This window comes from Bacteroides sp. 519 (assembly GCF_010500955.1).
Taxonomy (GTDB): Bacteria; Bacteroidota; Bacteroidia; order Bacteroidales; family Bacteroidaceae; genus Bacteroides.
Map to the genome: position 1 here is coordinate 1 of NZ_QVMJ01000026.1, position 25821 is coordinate 25821.

Genomic DNA, 25821 nt, shown 5'->3' on the forward strand with positions numbered 1-25821 from the left:
GTATCTAGGCACAATTGAGAGACTATTCTTTTCCGTATTAACTACGAATATACAACACTCGGAGAAATAACGGATCATTAATGATGCAAATATACGAGATACGGAGTTTTTTTATTAGCATGTAAATTTTCATTCATTCGCAAATTGTTACTTTTTTGTTATGCAGCAAACCGTGATTTTAAAATGCAGCATTTCACACTTTCGAAATGCAGCATTTTGATTGAACGAAATGCAGCATTTCATCAATGCGAAATGCAGCATTTTGAAAATACAGGGTAAAATCGGCTCTGTGACGCGTGTAACGGGTGGTGAATAAGGATGTTTGGGGTGTTTGTTGTTCTTTTAGGGGTGTGAAATAAGTAAACAATGGGCTGCTTGTTGGAAAGATTTTTGAAGAATTTTAGACACGGATTGCGCAGATTACACGGATTTATAAAACACGGATTTATAATTTATCTTTTTTGATATTATATTGGTTTTGTATCTTTGTAAGCAGCAATGAATTCTTAAGAACCTAAAGTGAAGGAAAACCATATGACCAAACTATCAATCTATTTACTATCAATAGTTATACTGTTTGGCTGTACAAGCCGGGAAACAACGAAAGATACCATAATTATTTCCGGTATTGTAAAGGATTTTAATGGTAATCCGATAGATAGCAGTATTATAGATATCAAATATAAAGATTTTAGTACAGCTTATAAAACTTATACGGATGCCGAAGGTAGATATTCTATTGAAATTAAGAAAGGACGTTATGCCTCTATTTATGCTATGCGCCTGAATGAATATCCCAGAAATAATGCAGTACCCGAAGAAGATATGCGGCTTGAATTTTGGGCATGGAATGTAATAGCCGATAGGGATATGGAGATCAATCCACATTATCATAAACTTGAATTATACGGTACAACCGTTTTTAAAACAGTGGGTGGTTATCCGGGATATTTCGTTTATTTCCGTCCTATGAGTGTTACAAAGTATATATCTTATGATAAAGCAGTTTATCTTAATAAAGGCAAAGCCGAACAGGTATCTGATATTTCTATAAAACCTGAACATCTTAAAGTAAAAGTGTTTGCTGATGATAAGGCATTAACTGTGAATTCTGTGGTTCCAGTAGAAGAGTTTTCTGGTATTGGTAATATGACTATTACAGGATATGTAGTGCAAGTAGATGATCCTGGAATTGAAACAGACAAACCTTATATAATATTCAGGGTAGAGGCAGAGAATACTGAGTATAAAGAGTTTGGGGAGAATCTGTATTTTTATGAGATACCGGATTTTGAATAGAAATTCACCCCAAAAGCAAGAGGGCGAAGTCACCCTCTTCTATTATATTGTTTTAAGTTCCTTTTCTAATACCCTCCGTATAACTGTATTTACAGTAGTTCCGGTTTCCTCTGCAATCATGGCGATCTTGCCATGAATTTCGGATGGGATTCTAATGTTAAGCGTTCCTGAAAAAGCCTTTCTGGGTTTTACTCCTTTTCTTTCACACATTTCAAGATAACTATCAATACCAGCTTCAAAATCAGATTTTAATTCTTCAATAGTACTTCCTTCGTAGGTAATTGAATCTTTTGTCATTCCTAAGACCTTACCAAATAGGCAATTATCAGCTTCGCTATACTCAACACTACCAGTGTAACCTCTATATTTAAGATGTCCCATATTATTCCTCCTCTTCTTTAATTAATAAATCATTATCTAATAAGAAATCGAGAACTTGTCTCATAACATACATTTTGATAATGTTTGACGGATGGGGTTTATGTACACTATAAGATAGAACTTTTTCCTCATTAATGAAAATTACCCGAGATCCTGATGTCTTTCCCTTTGTATCAATGTAGAATCCCAAAGTATTAAATAAACGAGTTAATTCATTAAAAGAAAAATCTTTGGGTTGTAATAAAAAACGTTCAATCAGTTTATCTTTTTTCGTCATAACATAATCATTTATACAAAAGTAACTAATGATAGTTACATAATCAAGAGGAAGTAACAAAAAAATCCTCGGAAAATCCGAGGATTTAAGTATATTTATAGCAAGGTTTTAATTATGCGGTCTATCCTCCATATTCACTCCGAAAGTATTGGATGGAGCACTGCCCATTGTAAATTCAAGTGTACCACCAGCCATAATATCAGAGAAGTTAATATACGATTTGGTATATGGTTTGCCATTCAACTTAACACTCTGTATATACATGTTCTGATCACTATTATTCAGAGCAACAACTTTGAACGTTTTACCTTCGCCAACCTCAACAAGGGCTTCATCGAACAAAGGACTACCAAATACATACTCACCACCTGCCGGAGCAACTTGATAGAAACCTAAAGCAGACAGAATATACCAAGAAGACATCTGGCCAACATCTTCATTACCCGACAGTCCGGCTGGAGCATCAAAATAAAGCTCTTTCAATACTTGTCTTACTTTCTCGGCTGTTTTCCAAGGCTGACCAACATACGGATATAAATATAATATGTGGTGACTAGGTTCGTTACCATGAGCGTACTGACCAATAAGACCAGAAACATCCGGAGAGGCATGTTCGCCCATATCGCCTTCAACTTTGAAAAGTGAATCCAGTTTAGCAGTAAAAGCGGCTTCGCTTCCAAATAAATCAATTAACCCATAAACATCATGCGGAACAAGCCAAACATATTGCCATGCATTTCCTTCGGTATAATCGTTTACACGGTGGGCTGCATCGAATGGATCAAACGGCTCCTTAAACTTGCGGTCGCTGGAGAGGGCACGCATAAAGGTGGTATTTTTGTCGAAGTAATTAGTGTACGATTTGCTTCTTTTAAGGAAGTATTCGTAATCCTCAGTCTTGCCGAGTTTCTTAGCAACCTGTGCAATTGACCAGTCGGCCAATGCATATTCTAATGCTTTTGCAACGGTTTCGTTGGTTGGTTCTTTGTCGCAAGGAATATAACCATATTCTTTCAATAATCCCAAAGAACGCTCATCGAGTAGGGCAGAGGTTTTCATAGCTTCGAGGGCTTTTTCATTATCCATGTCATATCCTTTCAGAAGCATATCGGCCAATACTGGAATTCCCGGATTACCTACCATACAATCTGTTTCATTACCCATTAGGTGCCAAACCGGTAACTTGCCTTGTTCGTTAAAGATATGGAGCATGGTTTGGGCATAATCTTCCATAATTTCCGGATGAATAATTGTAGCAAGCGGATGAGCAGCACGATACGTATCCCACAATGAGAAAGTGGTGTAGTTAGTGAAAGGAGCATCTTTGTAAACCTTACCATCACTGCCTCTGTAATCACCATTTACATCACAGAAAATAGAGGGAGCAAACAACGAGTGGTAAAGAGCTGTGTAGAATACCCGTTTGTTTGTTTCGTTGTTTGTTTTAATGGTAATCTTATTCAGTTCTTCGTTCCATGCATGGTTGGCATAAGCAATGGTTTGTTCAAAATCTAATCCTGACTCGTAAAGTTCAGCTTTGAGATTCAGTTTTGCATTGTCGATGCTTACTGCCGATAAACCTACTTTTGCATAAATCACCTCGCCATCTGTAGTATCAAAGCTTAGTTCGGCAAATGCTGTTTTGTTTGTAACGGTTTTACCCTCATTATATGCTTTATCATCTTCGGAAACTTTGAACCCTTTTATTGATTTTGAGAATACAGCAGTGAAATAAACTTGCTGGAATTTAGCCCATCCTTTGGAATAACGGTAACCGGATACAACCGAATCGTTTTCCTGAACCAGATAACCTTCTGCCGGGCTATCCCAGCCAATGCCACGTTTCAAATCGATAATGATTTTAGATTGATTTGTTTTTGGGAAAAGATATTTGTGATATCCGCAACGTTCGGTAGCTGTTAGTTCAACTTTGATTCCGGATTCGGGAAATTTTATAGCATAGTATCCCGGTTTTACTACTTCATTAGCATGAGTAAACTTGTGCAAACGAGTATCATCGACTGTAGGGAGAAAGGTAATATCACCCAGATCGCCAATTCCCGTACCACTTAAATGCAGATGACTGAATCCGGCAATAAGAGAGTCGGTGTAGTGGTAACCCGAACACCAGTCCCAACCTTGTGTGGGCTGTGTAGGACCTAACTGAACAAATCCACGGGGCACATTTGCTCCCAGAAATACGTGACCATGATCTCCAGTACCAATATACGGGTCAACATACTGTGTTAGATCAACAGGTGTACTTTCTACTACTTTGTTTTCGTTTTTACACGAAGCTATTGTGAAGAGTAGAGTACACAATGCTGCGTTTTTAATTAATACTTTAATTTTCATAATTGTATAGTTTGTGATAGATATTTTTGAAACGCAGATTAACGCAGATTATCGCAGATTAAATTAAGATTAAAAATCTGCGATAATCTGCGTTAATCTGCGTTTCAAATGGATACAACATTTATTTTGATTTTAGTATATAGGTGATTTTACCCGCATGAACCAACTTATCGTGACTGATTCGGTATTCCGGAAAATTACGATCCCCCAACATAATTTTATCTATATAGATAGCTTCCTGATCCGAACGAACGGTTTCTATTACCAAACTTTCATTCTGATGCCACTTGGGATCTAGCTTAATTGTAACTTTGTCGAATACAGGCGAGGTTAGGGTGTATTCGGGTAATCCCGGACAATCGGGGTAGAAACCCATCATATTGAATACCGCCCATCCCGACATGGTTCCTGTATCATCATTACCAGGAATGCCGTTGGGCTTATCGGTGAAATACTGGCTCAGTAACTTTTGGGTTAGCTGCTGTGTGCGCCATTCTTCTCCTTTGAAATAACTGAAAAGGAATGGATAGGCAATATCCGGTTCGTTGGCCGGATCATAAAGTCCTTCATCGAAAACCATTTGCAGTTTATCTATAAACTTCTTTTTGCCTCCCATCAGTTTGGTTAATCCCGGAATGTCGTGCGGAACATAGAATGTGTAATTCCATGCACTGCCTTCGTGGAATCCCGGATTGGGTTCAAAATTCTCGCCCTGACGTGGATTAAACGGAGCGTGGAATGAACCATCGGGTAGCTTCGGACGGAAAGTCCCAAACTCCTTGTCGTAATAGTTCTTGTATCCCAATGAACGTTTGTAGAAATAGTCGGCATCTTTCTTTTTACCTAAAGCCGAAGCAAAACGAGAAAGTGCAAAGTCGGCAATATAATATTCCAACGCATGAGAAACCGAATTATCATACTTGCCACGTAATGGCACATATCCCAACGACATATAATCATCATTATCCGGTCGCATCAGATTCTCGGCTCCGGGCAAGGTAGCCGATTTATACATAGCTTCATAAGCCAGGTCAACATCAAAATCACGTAATCCTTTCATCCATGTATCTACAATAACAGGGATACTGGGATCGCCTTCCATGGTGAGGGTTTCGCGTCCGTAGAGTTCCCACTTGGGGAACCAACCATGTTCACGATACATATCGAGCATGGTTTGTACCATTTGCATTTGTTTCTCCGGATATACCAGGGTAAGGAGTTGATGTACATTTCTGTACGTATCCCAGAGTGAGAAGACTGTGTAACGATTACCTTTGGTGGTACGTATTTCATCACTTTCCATTGCCGGATACTGTCCGTTTACATCCTGTAGAATGTTGGGATGAATCAACATGTGGTAAAGTGCAGTATAGAAAACTGTTTTTCGTTCTTTGGTGCCTCCTTCAACAAGAATACGCGATAATTGCTCATTCCAACTGGCTACAGCTTCTTTATGGATGGCTTCAAAGTTTCTTCCTTTTTGTTCTGCTTCCAGGTTGAGGCGTGCATTTTCTATGCTAACAAAAGATACTCCCATTTGAACTTCAATCTGTTCGCCTTCCTCAGTTTGGAAAGTCAGGAAAGTGCCAATATCATCTCCTGCAATATCTCTGCCGTATTTGGTGTACAGTTTATATTTCCCCTGATCGGCATCCCAATCAGCTTCCCATTTGTGGGTAGGACGTTGTTTCTTCCAGTAACCACTGGATACAGGTTGTTTGTTTACCCGCATCACAAAGTAGATAGGAAATACAGCTTGCGGATTGTAACAGAATGTGCCTAATAGCTTGGTGCCTTCGTATTCTGTTTCGCTCACTTTCCGTAAATAGGCTCCCGATTCGTTTGTTAATCCTTCTCCAAGATTTAGAAGAATGTGGCTTTCGCCTTTGGGGAAAGTAAATCGGGTTATTCCAGTACGTGGAGTGGCCGAAACTTCACATTTTACGTTGTATTGAGTAAGGTAGTTTGAATAATACCCAGGTGAGGCTTGCTCTTCTTTATAACGGCTTCCGTAAGTTGTATAATCTACATTTAGTTCGCCCGTTGTGGGCATCAGTAGAAGAGAACCAAGCTCCGGACAGCCTACTCCGCTAAGGTTTACATGAGCAAATCCGGTGAAATAGCTGTTATTGATTTCATAAGGTGTTGACCACCAACGGGCGTCTTTATCATATTTATTGTCTTTAGAACCCATAACGTTAAACGGTACAACAGACATCATTCCGTTGGGACAAATGGCTCCCGGATTGGTTGTTCCATAATTGGTGGTTCCTATAAATGGGTCTACATAATCGGTAGGGTTAAGTTTAGTGTTATCAGTGCCGTAACTTACTGCACACGATAATGCTATGGCTAAGAGTGTTAAGTTTGTTCTTTTCATTTTAAACTATACTCGTTCTTTTTGTAAATTCAATAATCTCATGTATATATCCAAACGCCAGCGATGTAACCGTATCCGCACATCCGTAATAGATCGCTATCCTATCGGATTCCGGATCATGAAGCGCTGCACATGGAAAACAGACATTGGGAACATCGCCCATACACTCATAATCTTTCTGTGGAGATAACAGGTAAGGACCAGAGCGGTATTTTACTTTCCATGGTTCATCCAGATCAAGCAATGCCGAACCAAAACTGTAGACAAATCCGTTGCAGGATGCCAGTACACCATGATAAATCATTAACCATCCTTCTGATGTTTCTATTGGAATAGGACCGGCTCCGATTTTAGTGCATTGCCACGCACTCATTTCGAATGGTGCAGGCGACATTACATGCCTGTGTCTGCCCCAATATTCTAAATCGGGCGATTCGCTGTAAAAGATATCTCCAAACGGAGTATGTCCATTATCACTTGGGCGACTTACCATGGCGAAATTACCATTTATCTTGCGGGGGAATAATACGCCATTCCGATTAAAGGGAAGAAAAGCATTTTCCAGTTGATGGAAGGTTACAAAATCGAAAGTATAGGCTACCCCGATTGTAGGGCCATGATATCCGTTGCACCAGGTTACATAATAACGGTCTTCAATAAAACACACCCGTGGGTCGTATCCATATACCCATTCACCTATTTCAGGATTGTTGCATTGAAATTTCAGAGGTTCTTCGTTTATTTTCCAGTTGATGGCATCATCACTAAAACCTACATGAAGACGCATTCTGCGGTTGGTGTCGTCACAACGGAATACACCTGCATAACCATCTTTAAATGGTACTACTGCGCTGTTGAATATACTATTCGAAGTGGGTAACAAATCCCTTGGTATAATAGGGTTGTTTGAATAACGCCAAATAACATCTTTACAATTCTCCGGACGTTCTTGCCAGGGCATTGAAGGAAGACTGTCTCCCATAATTTTAATTTTTTCCATATTTTTAGTAGTTAGTAGATAGTTAGTAGCTAGTAGTTAGTAGATAGTAGCAACCGTATGGATTCTAGCTACTAGCTACTAACTACTAGCTACTAATCTTTATACGTAAACGGTACAAACCATGTTACCAGAAAAGAAGGTATTGTTGCAATCATTACCCAAATAAAGAATTTCTCGTAGCCCAGTACATCACTTAAATAGCCACTAAGCATTCCGGGAAGCATTACGCCGAGGTTCATGATACCTGTAGCAAAAGCATAGTGTGCCATTTTGTGCTTGCCGGGAGCTATTTGTTGCATCATGAAAAGCATCAGTCCAACAAATCCGAAACCATATCCGAAGTATTCAAATAGCACTGCCAAACCTATTACCCAAAGACTGTCGGGTTGGGCAATAGCTAGAATATAATAAACAACAAATGGTATATTGAACATGCAACAGAGTGAAAATAGCGCTTTTTTAAGCCCCAGAGCCGATATGTAATATCCTCCTAGAATGGAACCCAGAATAAAAGCAGCCGCACCAAAGGTACCATACACCAAACCGATATCCGAAGTATTCAGTTCTAAACCTCCTTCTTTTATTGGGGCTTTGAGAAACAAGGGGACAATTTTTATGGCAAACCCTTCTGCAAATCTGTAGAGGATGATAAATACAATATAGAAAAGTATGTGTTTCTTTGCAAAGAAGGAACGAATAACCTCCCATAGCTCTTTTATTGCTTCTGCTCCGGAAGTAATTTTATTTTCGGAAGTGCCGCCGCTGGGTAAAATGCGGATGTGATAAAAGCCTAGTATCATCATTAATCCGGCACAAATCAGCATAATAACCATCCATGCGTATGTAATGCCTAATGAGTTTTTAAGCATTCCTGCTGCATATACCAATCCGCCATTGGTAAGAACTTTGGCCAGATTGTAAAAAGCTCCCTGCCAGCCGATATATTTAGCTTGTTGGGTAGATGAGAGTTCGGTTAAGTAAACTCCATCACCAGCAATATCGTGCGTGGCTCCACTTATGGCAATAACTCCCATTAAGGCAATTGCATAACAAAAGAAATTGTTGAGGGGGAGAGAAAGTGCTACCAGGGCAAAGGCAACACCAGTAATCATTTGGGTGATAACAACGAAATGTTTTTTTGTTTTGAACATTTCGAGGAACGGACTCCACAGAGGTTTTAATGTCCATGGAAGCATAATTAAAGATGTCCAGAATGCAATTTGGGTGTTGGTTATTCCCATATCCGAGAACATCAGTACAGAGACCATCGATAAGGCTACAAAGGGCAATCCCATAGCGAAGTACACAGTTGGTACCCAAAGTACGGGATTCACGTTTTCTTTCTTCATTGTGTATTGAGTTTTGAGTAATGAGTTTTGAGTTGTGAGTTAACGATGCCGCATGGCAACTCAAAACTCATTACTCAAAACTCAATACTTTTTTTAATAAAATTCTAATCCAAACTCATTCTTTAAGGTTATAAGCGCTTGGTTTTTTTCGGCCATGGCCTGATATTTCTCAGCTTTTGATGTTGGCCGTCTTTTCTCTTCCGGTGCGCTGACACGGAAAATCATTTTTATTTGTTTGTTATGCAACTGTGTTCTCAGGTGCATTTCAATAGCTGGTTTTAGTGGCATGAACTGATCTACAACAAAATCATTTTCAACAACTGCTTCGAAAGTTGTGGCATCAAGCAGTTTGATGTTCATACCTTGCATTCTACCAGCCATTGCCCTATGTTCCAAAGGTAATTGCTGGGCAAATAATTGCCATTGATACCTTAAGTCGCTTTCATCAAAAGGATGATCTTTCTCCGGTTCAACATTGGCAATGGTTTGTTGGGTCGAAGCAGTTGATTGTTCCTTCTCGTTATTGAAGTTCCTGATAGAGATACCTTCTTTCTTTCGAACAGGAATCTTCTTTTCGGCTGTACCTTGCGATTGCTTCAATATATCGGGCATTTCGCGTGGTGCGGCAGGTGTTTGTGCCTGTGGCTGTGTAGTTGTAGTAGGCTGTGCCGCTGTTGTTTGTGCAGATGTAACAGGAGCTGCACTCTGTACAGGCTGTGCCGATTGTTGAGTCGTTGCAGCCTGATTTTTTGCTATGGGTTTAATCTGTGTAGGGCCAAGCCCATGGCTTGCTTCATCGCCTTCTGAAACAATTTGTGCAACCAGTATCAGTGTTAGTTCCACCAGCAGACGTTTGTTTTTACTTATGCGGTAATTCAAATCGCAGTCGTTGCACAACTTCAATGCTTTATAGAGAAACTTTACCGGACACTTTTGGGCTTGCGCCTGATATTTGTCGCGTATGCTGGCTCCAACCTCCAGTAGAGATACAGTAACTCCATCTTTACTAACCAGCAAATCGCGGAAGTGAGACGAAAGTCCGGTAATGAAATGGCCGCCATCAAAACCGTTGTTCAACACATCATTAAATAGTAATAATGCACTGCTAACGTTGCCTTCCAGAAAATAATCAGTCAGCCGGAAATAATAATCGTAATCCAGTACATTCAGGTTTTCAATAGCACCCTGATACGTAATGTTTCCTCCTGTGAAGCTAACTACCTGGTCGAATATGGATAATGCATCGCGCATACCACCATCGGCCTTTAAAGCAATTACGTTCAAGGCTTCGGGTTCGGCACTTACATTTTCCTTTTGTGCCACATACATCAGGTGGTTTACTGTGTCTTCAACTCCTATACGGTTGAAGTCGTAAATCTGACAACGAGATAATATGGTAGGAAGAATTTTATGCTTTTCGGTTGTAGCCAAAATAAATATGGCATGTTTGGGAGGCTCTTCAAGTGTTTTCAGAAAGGCATTGAAAGCCGAAGCTGATAACATGTGAACCTCATCGATGATGTAAACTTTGTAGTTACCAATCTGGGGCGGTATGCGAACCTGTTCAACCAACTGCCGGATATCATCGACCGAGTTGTTTGATGCAGCATCCAGTTCGTGTATGTTGTACGAACGTTGTTCATTAAAAGCCACACACGACTCGCATTGATTACAAGCTTCCCCATCGGCAGTGGGCGACATACAATTTATGGTTTTGGCAAAAATACGTGCACATGTTGTTTTACCTACTCCTCGCGGTCCGCAAAATAAATAAGCATGAGCCAGTTTATGGGTGGCGATTGCATTTTTTAGTGTAGTAGTGAGTGCCTTCTGTCCTACAACTGATTCGAATGTTGAGGGACGGTATTTTCTGGCAGATACAATATAGTTTTCCATGTTTTGGATATTATTTTCTTTGAGCCATGCAAAGATAATATTTACACTATTAAAATCACAGTGAAACGAATCTTTACTCTGTTAAAAAAAGAAAGAAGTTATAACTTTATTAGTTCCTTATACAATCGTTGTATTGGCAACCCCATTACATTATAATAACTTCCTTTTAAGCCATTTACGCCAATATATCCAATCCATTCCTGAACACCATACGATCCGGCTTTATCCATTGGACGGTATTTATGCACATAATAATCTATTTCCTCTTCTGTAAGTTTATCGAAAGTAACTTCTGTGGTTGCCGTAAAGCTTTTTTGCCATTCTTTAGTTGTTAAGCAAACACCAGTTATAACCAGATGGGTTTTGTTCGATAACAGTTTCAGCATATTTATAGCATCGGCTTCGTTTGTGGGTTTTCCAAGCACGTTACCATCTAACCAAACAATGGTGTCGGCAGTAATTACCAATTCGCCCGGATTGATGGCAGCTTTGTATGCCTCGGCTTTAGCCCGACAGATATAAAGAGGTATATCTTCACCCTGAAGAGTTTCCGGATAAGATTCGTCCAGGTCGGGCAGTACTTTTACTGTGAAATCTATATCTAATCCGGAAAGTAGTTCCTGTCGACGGGGAGAACCAGAGGCCAGGATTATTTTGTATTTGAAGTTTTGGAGAGGATTCATTTGATTTTAGATTAAGTTATTGAAACTTTTGAAACGCAGATTAACGCAGATTGTCGCAGATTGAGAAATAAATAATTAAAAATCTGCGTTAATCCGCGTTAATCTGCGTTTCAAATAACTACCAACCGAAAGCATCACCCGCCATCCATTTGTTTTGGGCACGCATTACCTGTTCCAGTACATCGCGTCCACAACCATAGCCTCCGGGACAATGAGATATATAACGAGCAATTTGTTTAATATCCGATACCGCATCTTTCGGACAGCAAGGTAGACCGCAGGTTTTCAGAACTTCCATATCGGGAACATCATCGCCCATATACAGAATTTCTTCGTCCTTTAAATTGTATTTATCCCGGAAATCTTTGTAGTCGTGTATCTTAACAGCCGATCCCATATAGATATCTTTTATGCCTAACGATTCGAAACGTAAGCGAACCGATTCGGTTTTGCCACCGGTTATTATTGCAATCAGTAGCCCTTGTTTTACAGCTAACTGTAAAGCATAACCATCTTTTACACTAACTGTACGCATGGGTTCACCCGAAGGGTGCAAAGGCATTACATCATTGCTCAGTACACCATCAACATCAAATGCCAATGCTTTGATGCGGGTAAGATCGTAGTTTATTGTCGACATATATTAGTTTTGAGTTTTGGGTTTTGAGTTTTGAGTTATGGTGTGGTTGTAGATGCTTTGGGATATCAAACGATATATATCTTGCATATCAGGGGTATCATTAAGCATCTCTAAATGACTATCGATTACATTTCTGTCGTAACGGACAGCCGGACCGGTTTGTGCCTCTTGTGGAGGTAGTTCGTGAACTTTGCGGGCAGTTTCATCTACCAAAGGAAGCATTGCATCAAAAGGAATATCTACCGATTTGAGTACCTCACTTGAAAGAGTGTACATGTGGTTAACAAAGTTACACGCATATACAGCAGCCAGATGAAGTTTCTTACGGCGATCAGAGTCAATCTCGTACACCTTTGAGGTAAGAGATAAAGCAATAGCTCTCAATATTTCAATATCGTTTTTATTGAAGGCTTCAATAAAAATAGATAGTTCATTAAAACTAACCTCCCGTTTTTTGCTGAATGTTTGCATGGGATAGAAAACCCCATAACGGTTACAATGAGGTTCCCATATATCCATGGGGATGCTTCCGGCTGTATGAACCCATAAAGCAGATTTGCGTTCTTTAATAAGCTGGGGTATAATTTCTTCCAGAACGCTGTCTTTTAATGCAACAAAATAGATGGCTGCTTTATTGGTTATCTTTTCACTATTTGTGGTCCATTCTGCTTCAACTTGTAGGGCAAGGGGCTTGGCCGATTCTTCGGTACGGCTGTAAATTTGTATTACATGGAAACCATGCTTATGCAAGGTTAATGCCAAGTTGTATCCCAGATTTCCTGCACCAATAACAGCAACAGGGATGTCTTGTTTATTGTCCACCATATTTATTGATATGTATTTTTTCCCATTGCAAATTGTCTTCGTTAAAAGGTTTACGTTCCATACCTTTATGTCCGATAGCAATGATAGAAAGTACTTGCAGCTGCAAAGGGATATCGAGAACACTGTGTACATAATCGTTTGCCGGTTCGCCTTGTGCAGTGAATCTTTCGCGAACCTGTACCCAACAACTTCCCAATCCTAAATCCTCGGCCTGGAGTTGAATCATGATCGAAGCAATCGAAGCATCTTCAATCCATACATCACTAGCCAATGGGTCGGCTGTTACTACAATGGCTAAAGTTGCATTGGCAATAAAAGATGCACTATGTTCTTTGCAATGGGCTAATTGAGCCAATGTTTCTTTGTTGTCGACAACAATAAACTGCCAGGCGTTGGTTCGTTTAGATGTAGGCGATATAAGTGCGGCTTTTAATAAGCTAACTACTTCTTCCTGCGTAAGTTCCTTGTCGGTAAATTTACGCATGCTACGACGTGATTTTATTAATTCATAAAAGTTTTCCATACCTTATTGTTTAAATGTTATTTTTTGATAAACAAAGGTACATTATATACTCTAAAAATAAAAAATATTCAAAATATTTATATTTGACGCTCAAAATTGAATATTTTGACCACTGTATGTTATTGAAAATCAGAACGTTGAAAAAAAGCAAGAATTCTGGTATTTATTTACGGTGAAATAGGACACTTTAAACTCAAAAAAACTTTGGTACAAGTAGTTAAATTGCATACTTTTGTAGTGTTAACCTTAAGTAATGAATGATTGACCTAGCTCAACACGAGATTATGACAAAAGTCTAATGTTAAAAATTTCATCTTAGCAATGGTTACTTTCAAGGGTGTAGCACTCCAAAATGCAGTTCGCTGTCTCAGTCGCTCAATTAGTCGTTGTTCACCCTTACACCTAAGATAGTAACATCGGATGAACTGGGTTGTATGATTTTCCGGAACTCTCTCTCTCGCCGGATGCATAATTATACAATATCAAGAAATCTGTTTTAGATAAATAAAATGCTAAAGTGAAGGAAGAACGGGGCCTCCGTGAGGAGTTCCCGTTTTTTTATGTTCTGATGTGTCGCATGGAAACCATCAAAGACCCTCAACAGTGTGAATAAAAAAATAGACGTTGCATGTATCCTGGAGGAGAATAATGCAACGTCTACAACGTTGATAAGAAATTATTGACTATTTCTGGACTTCTTTATCCCAAGAACGAAATCAACACCCCAGCCGCTACAGCCGAACCGATTACACCTGAAATGTTACTTGACATACAGTATTGTAATACGTGATTCTTCTTGTCGTATTTCAATGCAATTTCGTTTGCCACACGGCTAGCCATAGGCACTGCACTTAATCCTGTTGCCCCAATCAATGGATTGATCTTTCTCTTTGAGAACATATTAAACACTTTCACAAACAGAATACCACCTGTAATTGATAAAGCAAATGCAAGGAAACCACCCACAACAATACCAATAGTTGTCCAGTTAAGGAAAGCATCAACTGTCATGGTTGCACCCACACAAAGTCCCAGGAATATAGTAGCAGTATTCATGATGCTGTTTGAAGCCGCATCGAACAAACGGAATGTATTGGCACCAATTTCTTTAATCAGGTTACCAAACATCAACATACCCACCAAAGGAACCGCACTAGGCACAAACAAAGCAACAACTGTGGTTACAGCAATTGGGAAGATAATCTTCAACACACGCATGTTTTTAATTACTATTGTTGAAGGATTAGACTTTTCCTGCTCTTTCATGTTGATCATCAGCTCTTTCTTGCTACAGAATATACGTACAACAAGCGGAATAATTACCGGAACAAGTGCCATATACGAATAAGCAGCAATTGCAATTGGACCCAATAAATGTGGAGCCAACTTAATTGTTGTGAAGATAGCTGTTGGACCATCAGCACCACCAATAATACCCAAAGAAGCAGCTTCTTTCGGAGTAAATCCCATTAGGATAGCAACTAGCAATACGGTAAAAATACCTAGCTGAGCAGCAGCACCAAAGATAGATAAACGCAGGTTACGAAGCATCGGACCAAAGTCGGTCAATGCCCCTACGCCCATGAAAATAATCGGAGGAAGGAAACCTGTTTTTATCAACATATAATACAGGAAGTTCATAATACCCATTTCATGTGCAATATCATGCAATGGCATCTCCCATATATTTTTCATTATCCCATTAATGGCTACCATTCCGTTTTCATCGGCCTGTATAATTCCCATTTCACCACCGGGGAAATTTGCCAACAATACACCAAAAGCTATTGGTACCAACAACAGGGGTTCATATTGTTTTTTAATTCCCAGGTATAACAGTACAAAGGCGATGACATACATTACCAGGAACTGCGGTTGAGCAATAATGTTGCTAAACGCAGTCATATCATATAGATTCTTAAATATTTCTCCCATTACTGTATCTTCATTATTACGTCATCTTCAGAAACCGAATCTCCCGGATTAAGTAATATGGCAGTTACAGTACCACCAAACTCTGCACGAATGGCATTGTATGTTTTCATAGCCTCTACGTAACACAGCAAATCGCCTTCGTTAACAACATCGCCTACTTTTACAGGAGCTTCCGAGGTATCTTTTGTTAGGAAGAATTTTCCTTCCAACGGAGATATTACATCTTTACCTTCGCCACTTGCTACTGGTGCAGCAGCACCAGTTTGTGCTGGTAATTCAGTATCTCCATAAGCCACTGTTACTTTATAAGCCTGTCCGTCAACCTGCACTGTAAGCGTTTTTGGTTTGGCATCATCCAGAGGTGATTTATCTTTCTCGGCTTTTTTCTTGGCAACATCGGCAAGGAAATCTTCTTTGGCTTTTCCACTCTTGTAAGCTTCGTATTGAGCTGGGTGCATGGCATATTCAAAGAGTTCTTCGTCATCTTGGCCAAGTTCCCATTTGTTATCTTTCATCATCTTACGATACTTATCCAACGAATCAGGATAGTTTTCCTGTGGATCGCCATCAAAGAACTTACGACCTTCGCGCTCGGCTTTTTCAATGATTTCAGGAGCTAGTTTGCCCGGCAAACGACCGGCACGACCCAGAATCATATCCCAGATGTCATCGGCAATCATTCCCCAACGTTCTTTTCCTTTTTCCATAGCGATAACGTTCATCATGGCAAGGTTTTTTACGTACTGACTGAATGGTGTTACCAATGGAGGATAACCCACACGTGGCCATACATAAGCAACTTCATCGAACAGTTTGATAAGCAAATCATCCTGTGTCATAAACGGCAGGTTGCGTTTTGCTTTGTATTTGTTGATTGATTCAAGATTGCTTTCAAGGTCGGCCATAAGACTTCCCATCATACCTCCTGGTAATCCCGGAGCAATAAGCAATGAATTCATCAAACGGTTTTTCGGACTGATGTACAGGCCAAGGAAATCATCCATAAACTCCTGAACCATACTGCGAACCTTCATATAGGCTTCCATATTGATTTCAGGAACCTGATATCCGGCATCTTTCAACATAGCCTGAACACTGATCAGGTCGGCATGGCCTGTTCCCCACGAAAGAGGTTCCATACCCACATCAATATAATCGCAACCGGCATTACAAACTTCGAGGATAGTAGCCATATTGAAGCCCGGACCTGCATGACTATGATATTGAATTGGAATTTGAGGATGCGCTTTCTTTATATTAGCCACAATCTTACCCAACGATACCGGACGACCGATACCTGCCATGTCTTTGATACAGATTTCATCGGCACCAGCAGCAATCAGTTCGAGAGCCATATTGGTGTAGTATTCTACCGTGTGAATTGGAGAGTGTGTGATACTCAACGCACACTGCGAAATCATTCCTGCATCTTTGGCATATTTAATAGAAGGAATAATATTGCGAACATCATTCAATCCGCAGAAAGTACGTGTAATATCTGTACCTTGTGCCTTTTTAACCTTGTAGAACAGTTTACGTACATCGGCAGGAACAGGACTCATGCGAAGCCCGTTTAAAGCACGGTCTAGCATGTGAGTTTGGATTCCGGCTTTATGGAAAGGTGCAGTCCAGTCGCGTACTGCTTTATTGGGGTTTTCTCCGAATAATAAATTTACTTGTTCAAAACCTCCACCATTTGTTTCTACACGGGCAAAACAGCCCATCTCTATAATGGCTGGAGCAACTTTTACTAGCTGATCTACACGGGGTACATATTTACCGGCCGATTGCCACATATCCCTGAAGACCAAGCTGAACTTAACTTCTCTTTTCATGTTTTAGCGTATTAATTTTGTTTTTCTATTTTCACTATTTTTCCTTTGTTATGCGTTACAACATTTACGGCAGCTGTAATTGCAGCTACAATATTAGGTTGTATAGGTGCTGGTCCGGTAGCCTTTTGTTTGGCAGCCACAACTTCTTCCGGTGCATATTTATTAACTAAGAAAATAAGGAGTTTCCCTAAATTGATGACTATCAATAAAATGGCGAAGACGGTAACCATCCCTACAACCATCAATAATAGTCCTGTCTGAAAATTTTCCATGGCGTTATTACTGTATTTATGATTTATAAAAGAATTCTTTCGGAATGCAAAAAAACGCCCGAAATTACCAATAAAAAGTTGAAATATAAAGGAAAAAGTTAATAAAAAATGCTAATGTGTAATATTGTGCTGAATATTTACTTCTGGGAAGTGGCGCGAAAGCGCGAAGATATGAAGGCACGAAAGGTGAAATGCTTTCTCCCTTTCACGCCTTCGCGCTTTCGTCCAGACAACAGCAACAGCAGCAGTTTCTTTTTCTTTTTCTTTTTCTTCTGCTGTTTTCTTTTCTTTTCTCTTCTTTTCTTTTCTCTTCTTTTGTTGTAGGGTCGCTATTACTTTTTGCCACTATCTGTCTCTTTTTTTACATATAAAACAACGGCTTATACTCTGTTTATCAAATAGTATCGTATTTTTTTGTTGAATCGTCGAACTTGTTAACAGGTGTTATTTTTGTTGTTACAGCGTTGCGTTTAACACTTTTTTAGGCACAAAACAATCACAATTATGATGTAAAACAGGCGCAGTTTTAATGTAGTTCGATCATTGTTTTGATGCACAACAACAGAAGTTCTAATACAAGTAAAATATCTTTCTATATAGACGAGCAGCTTCAAGCTATATAGCTTTGACCCCTTGTGCTATATAGCTTGAAGGTGCTCAGCTATATAGACCGAGACTGCTCTGCTATATAGTACAATTCTCTCATTCTAAGTAGTTTTTAATTGTAAAGACTGGTCTTGTTATCAAAACTCCCCCTATTATGAAACAATTCATGCTATACAAGGCCTCAAAAAAACACATTAAAATAGCCTTGTAAACCAAAACATTCTATACATTTGTAAATGAGCCGCTTCACTAATATTACGTGAAGAAATTAATACCATAAAACACCCTAATTTATGAAACGAAAACTTCGCATGGGCATGTTTGGAGGAGGAAATGGAGCCTTTATTGGGGCCATTCACAGATGTGCCGCTCTCATGGACAACAGTATTGAATTGGTTTGCGGATGTTTCAGCAGTAAACCGGAAGTTTCAAAACAATCGGGCCTGGAATATTTTCTACCCGAAAACAGAATCTATACTTCATATCAGGAAATGATAGATGCTGAAAAAGCTCTTCCTGAAGGAGAAAGAATGGATTTTCTTTCAATTGTTACACCCAATCATCTACACTTTGCACCAGCCAAAATGGCTTTGGAGAACGGCTTTGATGTTGTACTCGATAAACCAATGACTTTCTCTTTACAGGAAGCAAAGCAACTGAAAGATATTGTAGAGCAAACAGGGCAAACTCTTGCACTAACTCATACTTATTCCGGTTATCCGGCAGTAAAAGAGGCCAAAATGAGACTGGAAAGAGGTGATTTTGGAAAGATCCGTAAAATTTATACCGAATATCCTCAGGGATGGTTATCTACCCGGGCCGAACTGGATCCTAAGAGCAATGCCGGTTGGCGTACAGATCCGCAACGTTCGGGCAAAGCAGGATGTATGGGAGATATAGGAACACATGCGCTGCATCTGGCCGAATATGCATCGGGGTTGAAATGTACATCAATGTGTGCCGATCTGAAAACCTTTGTAGAAGGACGCTTGCTCGACGATGATGGAGCTGCCCTTTTACGTTTCAACAACGGAGCCACAGGTGTATTGATTGCATCGCAAGTGGCAGCAGGAGAAGAGAACTCCCTTAAACTGCGCATTTATGGCGAAAAAGGTGGCATTGAATGGAACCAGATGGAACCAAACACCTTATATATAAAATGGAGCGACAAACCCATGGAGATAGTAAGAACCGGCAACGGTTATATGGGCAACATCGCTAAGGCCAACACACGTACTCCCGGCGGACATCCCGAAGGATATATTGAAGCCTTTGCAAATATCTATCGCAACTTTGCCCGTACCGTGATGGCAAAGAAAGAAGGAATTCAACCCGAAGAAGCATGGCTGGATTTCCCCAGCATAGACGATGGCGTAAGAGGAATGCAGTTTATAGAAACCATTACAACATCCGGATACAATAATGAAACAAAATGGTTTGAGTTATGAGTTTTGAGTAGTGAGTAGTGAGTTTTACCATGCGGACTCACAACTCACTACTCATAACTCACTACTCATAACTCAAAACTCATAACTCAAAACTTAAAAACAAATGGCACGAAAAGTTACTTTATATACAGCACAATGGGGCGATATGCCTCTTGAAACAATTTGCGCAAAAGCAAAAGAATTTGGTTACGATGGATTAGAACTTGCATGTACCGAGAATCATCTGGACATTGAGAAACTGAGTCAGGAATATTGTGACCAGATTAAAGCTACATTGGCAAAATATGATCTTGAATTATATACCATTTCCAATCATCCTGTAGGACAATGTGTTTGCGACCGAATCGACAACCGCCATAAAGGTGTGCTACCTGCCCGTATATGGGGTGATGGCGATCCCGAAGGTGTACGGCAAAGGGCTGCCGAAGAAATGATAAAGATCGGCGAGGCTGCCCGGATGCTCGGAGTAAATACTGTAGTAGGATTTACAGGAAGCCCCATCTGGCATCTATTATATTCTTTCCCTCCCGTATCTGCCGAAGAAATAAAAGCTGGCTTTGACGAAGTGGCTACAAGATTTAAACCCATTGTAAATTCCTACCATAAAAATGGGGTGAGGTTTGCTCTCGAAGTACATCCTACCGAAATAGCATTCGACATCTCATCGGCACAAATGTTACTGGAAGCCATAGATTATCACCCGGCTTTCGGCTTCAACTATGATCCTAGTCACATGGGCTATCAGGGAGTAGACTATGTAGCCTTTATAGAAACCTTTGCCGATCGTATTTTCCATGTACACATGAAGGATGTATGGTGGTCGGATGTACCTACCCGTGCAGGTGTATTCGGAGGGCATCTACCTTTTGGGCATCGTGATCGTTTCTGGGATTTCCGTAGTATGGGACGCGGAAAGATAAACTTTGAAGAGATAATCCGCACATTGAACCGCATTGATTATCAAGGACCACTTTCTGTTGAATGGGAAGATAATGGCATGGACCGTGAACACGGTGCGGCCGAGTCCTTACGGTTCGTTAAGAATATAGATTTCCGTCCTTCGAATGTAGCGTTTGATGCGGCATTTAGTGGTTAGTAGTTAGTAGCTAGTAGCTAGTAGTTAGTAGTACGATGCCGCATGGATTCTTACTACTTGCTACTTACTAACTACTAACTACTAGCTACTAACTACTAACTACTACTAATAATAACTAGCTACTAGCTACTAACTACTAGCTACTAGCTACTAACTACTAACAACATGGCAAAAGAAAAAATTTCGAGAAGACAATTTCTTACCCGCTCGGCATTGGGTACAGTAGGTGCTGTAGGCAGCTTTACCGGTGTAAGCAGCATCGTATCATCTTGTAGCAGCGAAAGCACAAGTAAGTATAAACCACTTCAGTCCGACATCCCGGTGTATATCCCCGAAATGGGAGATAAAGCAATAGACGGCAAAACCATTCGTGCAGGCGTAATTGGGTGTGGAAGCCGTGGCTCGGGTGCTACAAACGATTTTCTGTCGGCAGGCGATGGTCTTACTATTGTAGCAATGGCAGATATTTTTGAAGACAGACTAGAAGGTTTAAGAAAACATCTTCGCGAAAAAAGAAATATTGAAGTTCCCGATGATAAAATTCATTATGGTTTTGATGCATATAAAAAGGTATGCGAAGATCCGAATGTAGATGTGGTTATAATTGCTACACCTTCTATCTTCCATGCCGATCAAACTAAATATGCTATAGAAAAAGGGAAACATGTGTTCTGCGAAAAAGCTGCAGGTATTGACCCCGTAAGTTGTCGTAACTTCAATGCTGCTATCAAGCAGGCACAAAGCAAAGGACTTTGTATCCAAACAGGGGCACAAAGACACCATGAACGCAGTTATATTGAATCGTACAAAAGAATACGTGAAGGACAAATCGGACGAATCACCGGTGGCGTAGTTAAATGGAATCAGGGTGCAATGACTTACCGGAAACGTCGCCCCGAGTGGACAGATATGGAATATATGCTACGCGACTTTTTCAGTTGGAACTGGCTGTGTGGCGACCATGTTATTGACCAACTTGTACATAATATTGATGTGTTTACCTGGTTCTCGCACCTTAAACCGGTATCGGTTGTAGGTATGGGTTCGCAACTTCAACGCCGTACCGGAGATATTTTCGACAACTTCAGTTTGGATATTGTGTACGAAGGAGGAGTAAGAGTCAATGCTCAGGCACGTCAGATTGATGGTTGCGATGGTGATGTGAGCGAAACAATAATTGGAACAGATGGTATATGGACCAGTAAAGATATGTCTATCCGCGACCATGATGGCAACCTGATTTGGCAATACGATTTTGATGCAGAGAAAGCTAAATATAAACAGACTAATCCGTATGTGTTGGAACACATGGATTTGATCAATCATATCCGTTCTGGAAAATCAATGACGTTGGAAGCCGAAACACTTGTAACATCATCCTTAACCGGAGCAATGGGACGCGAATCGGCATATACCGGCAAAGAATATAAATGGGACGACTTTATTGCATCTAACTTATCATTGATGCCAAAAGAACTGCATCTGGGTAATGTGGAAAACTTTGCAACAACGTATGTTCCACCTAAGATGGGTAAACTTGCTGCTGATATGGGATAATTGTTGAATTATTTGTAATCCCTCCAGCGGCTGTTAAGTTCTAGTTATAGAGGCCAACGGCCTCTGCGCAGTAGCGTAGGGCAAAGCCCTACGTTGGCAAATTATATTGTATTGTGACCCCAACGGGGTCAACTTTAAATACATTGCGTTGACCCCGTTGGGGTCTGTGGTACTGCCTCGGATACGTAGGGCTTTGCCCTACGCTATTGCGTAGAGGCCGTTGGCCTCTATAACTAGAACTAAACAGCTTTTGAAGGGAGGCCTACATAAAATATTTAAAACAAAACTATATGAATTCCAACCCTATTAAAAACATACTAATCATCATCTTCTGCATAGCTACACAATGTGTAGTTGCACAGAATTCAAAAGAATACCCCAAACCACCACAAATGACTCCACAAATGACAGAGTTCTGGACACCACAACCCAAAGTAATAACTCCTGCACCTTATGAATATGCTCCCGGTGCACCATCGGATGCCATTGTATTATTGGGTAACAACAATGATTTATCTCAATGGCAACACGATGATGGCAATCCTGTAAAATGGGACATCACTAATGGAGTGATGACAGTTACACCGCAAACCGGACAAATACGTACAAAGAAAAACTTTGGCGATTGTCAGCTTCATTTGGAATGGAGTGCTCCAACCGAAATAAAAGGAGAAAGTCAGGGACGTGGTAACAGTGGTGTGTTTTTACAAGGACTTTACGAAGTGCAAATACTGGATAATTACAACAACGAAACATATATGAACGGGCAAGCCGGAAGCATATACAAACAAACGCCACCACTTGTAAACCCCATACGTAAACCGGGTGAATGGAATACGTATGATATTATTTTCACTGCTCCACGTTTTAAAGAAGATGGTACACTTCAAAGTCACGGTAGGATTACAGTATTATTCAATGGAGTGTTAGTTCAAAATAACACATTGATACTGGGTACAACCGAGTATATTGGATTGCCACAAGTAAAAGCTCATGGCGCAGGACCAATTATCTTACAGGATCATGGTGATAAAGTAAAATTCCGCAATATATGGATACGAGAATTAGATAAAGAACCAATAAAAGCCCTTGTTGTAACAGGACAAAACAACCATAACTGGGAAGTTAGTCATATTGCAATTAAACAAATACTCGAACACTCCGGGCTTTTTACTGTTGATGTGGCTTTGACACCTGCTTCGGGTAAAGACATGAGTAATTTCAAACCCCGCTTTGCCGATTATCAGCTTGTTGTTCTCGATTACAACGGCGACCGATGGCCACAGGAAACCGATGATGCGTTTCTAACATATATCCGCAATGGCGGTGGACTAGTTGTATACCATGCAGCCGACAATGCTTTCCGTGAATGGAAGGAATTCAACAAAATAACCGGATTTGGAGGTTGGAACGAACGGAACGAAACAGACGGTCCTTACATTTACCTGAAAGCCGGTAAAGTGGTATATGATAACTCTCCCGGTATAGGAGGCTCTCATGGGCCTCAACACGAATTCGAACTAAATTGTAGCAATACAAATCATCCGATAACAAAAGGATTACCTGCAAAATGGTTGCATGCCCAAGATGAATTGTACGACCGCATGCGTGGTCCGGGAACTGTAAAGGATGTGCTTTACTGGGCACATTCATCCGATAAACAAAACGGATCGGGTCGTAACGAACTTACCATGTTTACAGTTGATTATAATAATGCACGCATTTTCCATACCACATTAGGACATGCCGGCAAAACCCTTGAAAACAACATTGCCATGCAATGTACCGGGTTTCAGGTAACCCTACTACGTGGAGCAGAATGGGCTGCAACCGGAAAAGTAACTCAAAAGATTCCCACAGATTTCCCTACGGAAACAACTGTGTCTTTACGAAAGAATTATAAAGAATGAAACTTCGAAAAAAAACACTGCTTACAATCGGCATAGGGATTGTTCTGGGCATACTTATTATATTGCCCATTAACTATGTATATATGACTACCTCTACCGATGAATCTTGCATGGCCTGTCATGTTCACCCACATGCAGAAGATAGTTGGCGCCTTTCCAGCCATTATAATAGTAAGAGCGGTACTAAAACCTCTTGTGTTGATTGCCATTTGCCACCGGACGGATCTATGCACTATGTACATGCAAAAGTTAAAACCGGAATGAAAGATGTATGGTCGTATTTGTTCAAAGATACTGCCGATATAGATTGGGAAGCAAAGAAAGAGTTTGATTATGCAAAGAAAATCGTATATAACGAATCGTGCGTTAAATGTCATGTTCAGTTATATCCCACATCATTAAGCGAAGATGGAATAACTGCTCATTTCTATTATGAGCAAAATGCAAAGAAACTCGATCTGCAATGTATAAGCTGCCACATGGATGTAGGCCATTACAATCCTAACTATACACATTCTAAAATGACGGGTATACCAATGCAAGAAGAAGATAGTGGTGAAATATTCTCAGAGGCAGCCCAAGTTACTGCTTTCGAGAATTATACCGAATATATTCCCGGCACCAATGTGTCTTTTGAGATGAAAGCAATTCCGGGTGGTAAGTTTAAGATGGGCAGCCCCTCGAAAGAGTCTTTGCGTAATGATAACGAAGGGCCACAGTTCGAAGTGCAGGTATCACCTTACTTTATTGCCGAAACCGAAGTTACCTGGAAACAATATTGGGCATTTTATGCTGAAACCATGTCGGAAGCCCGCACACCACCCGAAGTTGTATTTGCCAATAACTCGCAACCGGATGTTGATGTGATTACAGGTGCAACCGCACCCTTCGGCAATCCAGAACAAGGTTGGGGAGGTGGAAACCGTCCGGCTATAACTATGACTCATTATGCAGCCGAAATCTTCTGTTTATGGTTATCGAAAAAAATAGGTAAAAAGTATCGTTTGCCAACCGAAGCCGAATGGGAATATGCAGCACGAGGAGGCACTGAAACAGCTTACTTCTTCGAAGGAGATCCTAAAAAGTATTCCGATAAAGGTTTCTGGCGTAAATTCTTCGATGCAGATACTACACTGATAAACCGTTATGTAACTTATAAACATAACAGTAGAAACCGAACACAGGAAGGTAGAAAATTGCAACCCAACCCGTTTGGTCTTAAAAGTATGCTGGGAAATGTTATGGAATATACCTCAGACTGGTATTCGGATGATTACTCTCATCTTCACGATGGTATTGTTGATCCGAAGGGTCCCGAAACCGGAACAGAGCATGTGGTAAGAGGGGGCTTTTATGCAGATGATGCTTCGAATGTTCGTTCTGCTTCCCGCCGGCCTACGGAACATGATAACTGGATGAAAACCGACCCTCAACAGCCTAAAAGTATCTGGTGGTATTCGGATATAAAAGGAATTGGTTTCCGGGTAGTGTGTGAACCTTTTTGATTCAATAGCATACATATTTGACTCAATAATACCCCCTATTACTCATATT

20 protein-coding genes are annotated in these 25821 nt (G+C 40.3%); 6 read left to right on the plus strand and 14 right to left on the minus strand.

Annotated elements, in window-relative coordinates:
* The first annotated feature begins 534 nt into the window (after positions 1-534).
* A complete protein-coding gene (locus D0T85_RS17855) occupies positions 535-1299 on the plus strand; it encodes a carboxypeptidase-like regulatory domain-containing protein (protein ID WP_163214889.1) in 765 nt (254 codons plus the stop codon).
* Between the two features lie 42 nt (positions 1300-1341).
* Here the strand turns inward: D0T85_RS17855 and D0T85_RS17860 are convergent, their stop codons facing one another.
* The 14 genes from D0T85_RS17860 to D0T85_RS17925 form a co-directional block, all read right to left on the minus strand.
* Positions 1342-1680, minus strand: a complete 339-nt coding sequence (locus D0T85_RS17860) for a type II toxin-antitoxin system HicB family antitoxin (protein WP_163214890.1) — start codon at positions 1678-1680, stop codon at positions 1342-1344.
* 1 nt (position 1681) lies between these two features.
* Positions 1682-1957 (minus strand): type II toxin-antitoxin system HicA family toxin, encoded by a 276-nt coding sequence (locus tag D0T85_RS17865; RefSeq protein ID WP_163214891.1) that lies wholly within the window; start codon positions 1955-1957, stop codon positions 1682-1684.
* A 108-nt stretch (positions 1958-2065) separates the two neighbouring features.
* A complete protein-coding gene (locus tag D0T85_RS17870; protein ID WP_163214892.1) occupies positions 2066-4312 on the minus strand; it encodes a GH92 family glycosyl hydrolase in 2247 nt (748 codons plus the stop codon).
* Positions 4313-4433: 121 nt separating this feature from the next.
* Complete coding sequence (locus D0T85_RS17875) at positions 4434-6692, minus strand: GH92 family glycosyl hydrolase (protein ID WP_163214893.1); 2259 nt, start codon at positions 6690-6692, stop codon at positions 4434-4436.
* A gap of 1 nt (position 6693) precedes the next feature.
* On the minus strand, positions 6694-7692 hold the full coding sequence (locus D0T85_RS17880) for a glycoside hydrolase family 130 protein (protein ID WP_163214894.1): 999 nt from the start codon (positions 7690-7692) through the stop codon (positions 6694-6696).
* Between the two features lie 92 nt (positions 7693-7784).
* Complete coding sequence (locus D0T85_RS17885) at positions 7785-9041, minus strand: MFS transporter (RefSeq protein ID WP_163214895.1); 1257 nt, start codon at positions 9039-9041, stop codon at positions 7785-7787.
* A 93-nt stretch (positions 9042-9134) separates the two neighbouring features.
* The gene (locus D0T85_RS17890) at positions 9135-10937 is read right to left on the minus strand and encodes a DNA polymerase III subunit gamma/tau (protein WP_163214896.1); all 1803 of its coding nucleotides are present in this window, start codon (positions 10935-10937) and stop codon (positions 9135-9137) included.
* A gap of 98 nt (positions 10938-11035) precedes the next feature.
* Positions 11036-11620 carry a Maf-like protein gene (locus D0T85_RS17895; RefSeq protein ID WP_163214897.1) on the minus strand — a complete coding sequence of 195 codons (585 nt, stop codon included), beginning with the start codon at positions 11618-11620 and terminating at the stop codon, positions 11036-11038.
* 118 nt (positions 11621-11738) lie between these two features.
* Positions 11739-12260 carry an HAD family hydrolase gene (locus tag D0T85_RS17900; protein WP_163214898.1) on the minus strand — a complete coding sequence of 174 codons (522 nt, stop codon included), beginning with the start codon at positions 12258-12260 and terminating at the stop codon, positions 11739-11741.
* Between the two features lie 3 nt (positions 12261-12263).
* Positions 12264-13085: a Rossmann-like and DUF2520 domain-containing protein gene (locus D0T85_RS17905; protein ID WP_163214899.1), complete on the minus strand. Its 822-nt coding sequence runs from the start codon at positions 13083-13085 to the stop codon at positions 12264-12266.
* Positions 13072-13608, minus strand: coding sequence for a nitroreductase family protein (locus tag D0T85_RS17910; RefSeq protein ID WP_163214900.1), 537 nt, complete (start codon positions 13606-13608; stop codon positions 13072-13074). Before D0T85_RS17910 ends, D0T85_RS17905 begins: the two co-directional genes overlap by 14 nt.
* A gap of 699 nt (positions 13609-14307) precedes the next feature.
* Entirely contained in the window at positions 14308-15543 is a 1236-nt protein-coding gene (locus tag D0T85_RS17915; RefSeq protein ID WP_163214901.1) for a sodium ion-translocating decarboxylase subunit beta, read from the minus strand.
* On the minus strand, positions 15543-17378 hold the full coding sequence (locus D0T85_RS17920; protein ID WP_163214902.1) for a biotin/lipoyl-containing protein: 1836 nt from the start codon (positions 17376-17378) through the stop codon (positions 15543-15545). Before D0T85_RS17920 ends, D0T85_RS17915 begins: the two co-directional genes overlap by 1 nt.
* 11 nt (positions 17379-17389) lie before the next feature.
* On the minus strand, positions 17390-17650 hold the full coding sequence (locus tag D0T85_RS17925) for an OadG family protein (RefSeq protein ID WP_163214903.1): 261 nt from the start codon (positions 17648-17650) through the stop codon (positions 17390-17392).
* Between the two features lie 899 nt (positions 17651-18549).
* On the opposite strand from D0T85_RS17925, the gene D0T85_RS17930 reads away from it, so the two are divergent.
* From D0T85_RS17930 to D0T85_RS17950, 5 genes are all read left to right on the plus strand, one after another.
* The gene (locus D0T85_RS17930; RefSeq protein ID WP_163214904.1) at positions 18550-19704 is read left to right on the plus strand and encodes a Gfo/Idh/MocA family protein; all 1155 of its coding nucleotides are present in this window, start codon (positions 18550-18552) and stop codon (positions 19702-19704) included.
* Positions 19705-19807: 103 nt separating this feature from the next.
* Complete coding sequence (locus D0T85_RS17935) at positions 19808-20800, plus strand: sugar phosphate isomerase/epimerase (RefSeq protein ID WP_163214905.1); 993 nt, start codon at positions 19808-19810, stop codon at positions 20798-20800.
* Positions 20801-20965: 165 nt separating this feature from the next.
* A complete protein-coding gene (locus D0T85_RS17940) occupies positions 20966-22357 on the plus strand; it encodes a Gfo/Idh/MocA family protein (RefSeq protein ID WP_163214906.1) in 1392 nt (463 codons plus the stop codon).
* 290 nt (positions 22358-22647) lie between these two features.
* Positions 22648-24267 carry a family 16 glycoside hydrolase gene (locus D0T85_RS23240; RefSeq protein WP_370460003.1) on the plus strand — a complete coding sequence of 540 codons (1620 nt, stop codon included), beginning with the start codon at positions 22648-22650 and terminating at the stop codon, positions 24265-24267.
* On the plus strand, positions 24264-25772 hold the full coding sequence (locus tag D0T85_RS17950; protein ID WP_163214907.1) for an SUMF1/EgtB/PvdO family nonheme iron enzyme: 1509 nt from the start codon (positions 24264-24266) through the stop codon (positions 25770-25772). The genes D0T85_RS23240 and D0T85_RS17950 overlap by 4 nt, the downstream gene beginning before the upstream one ends.
* Positions 25773-25821: the final 49 nt, after the last annotated feature.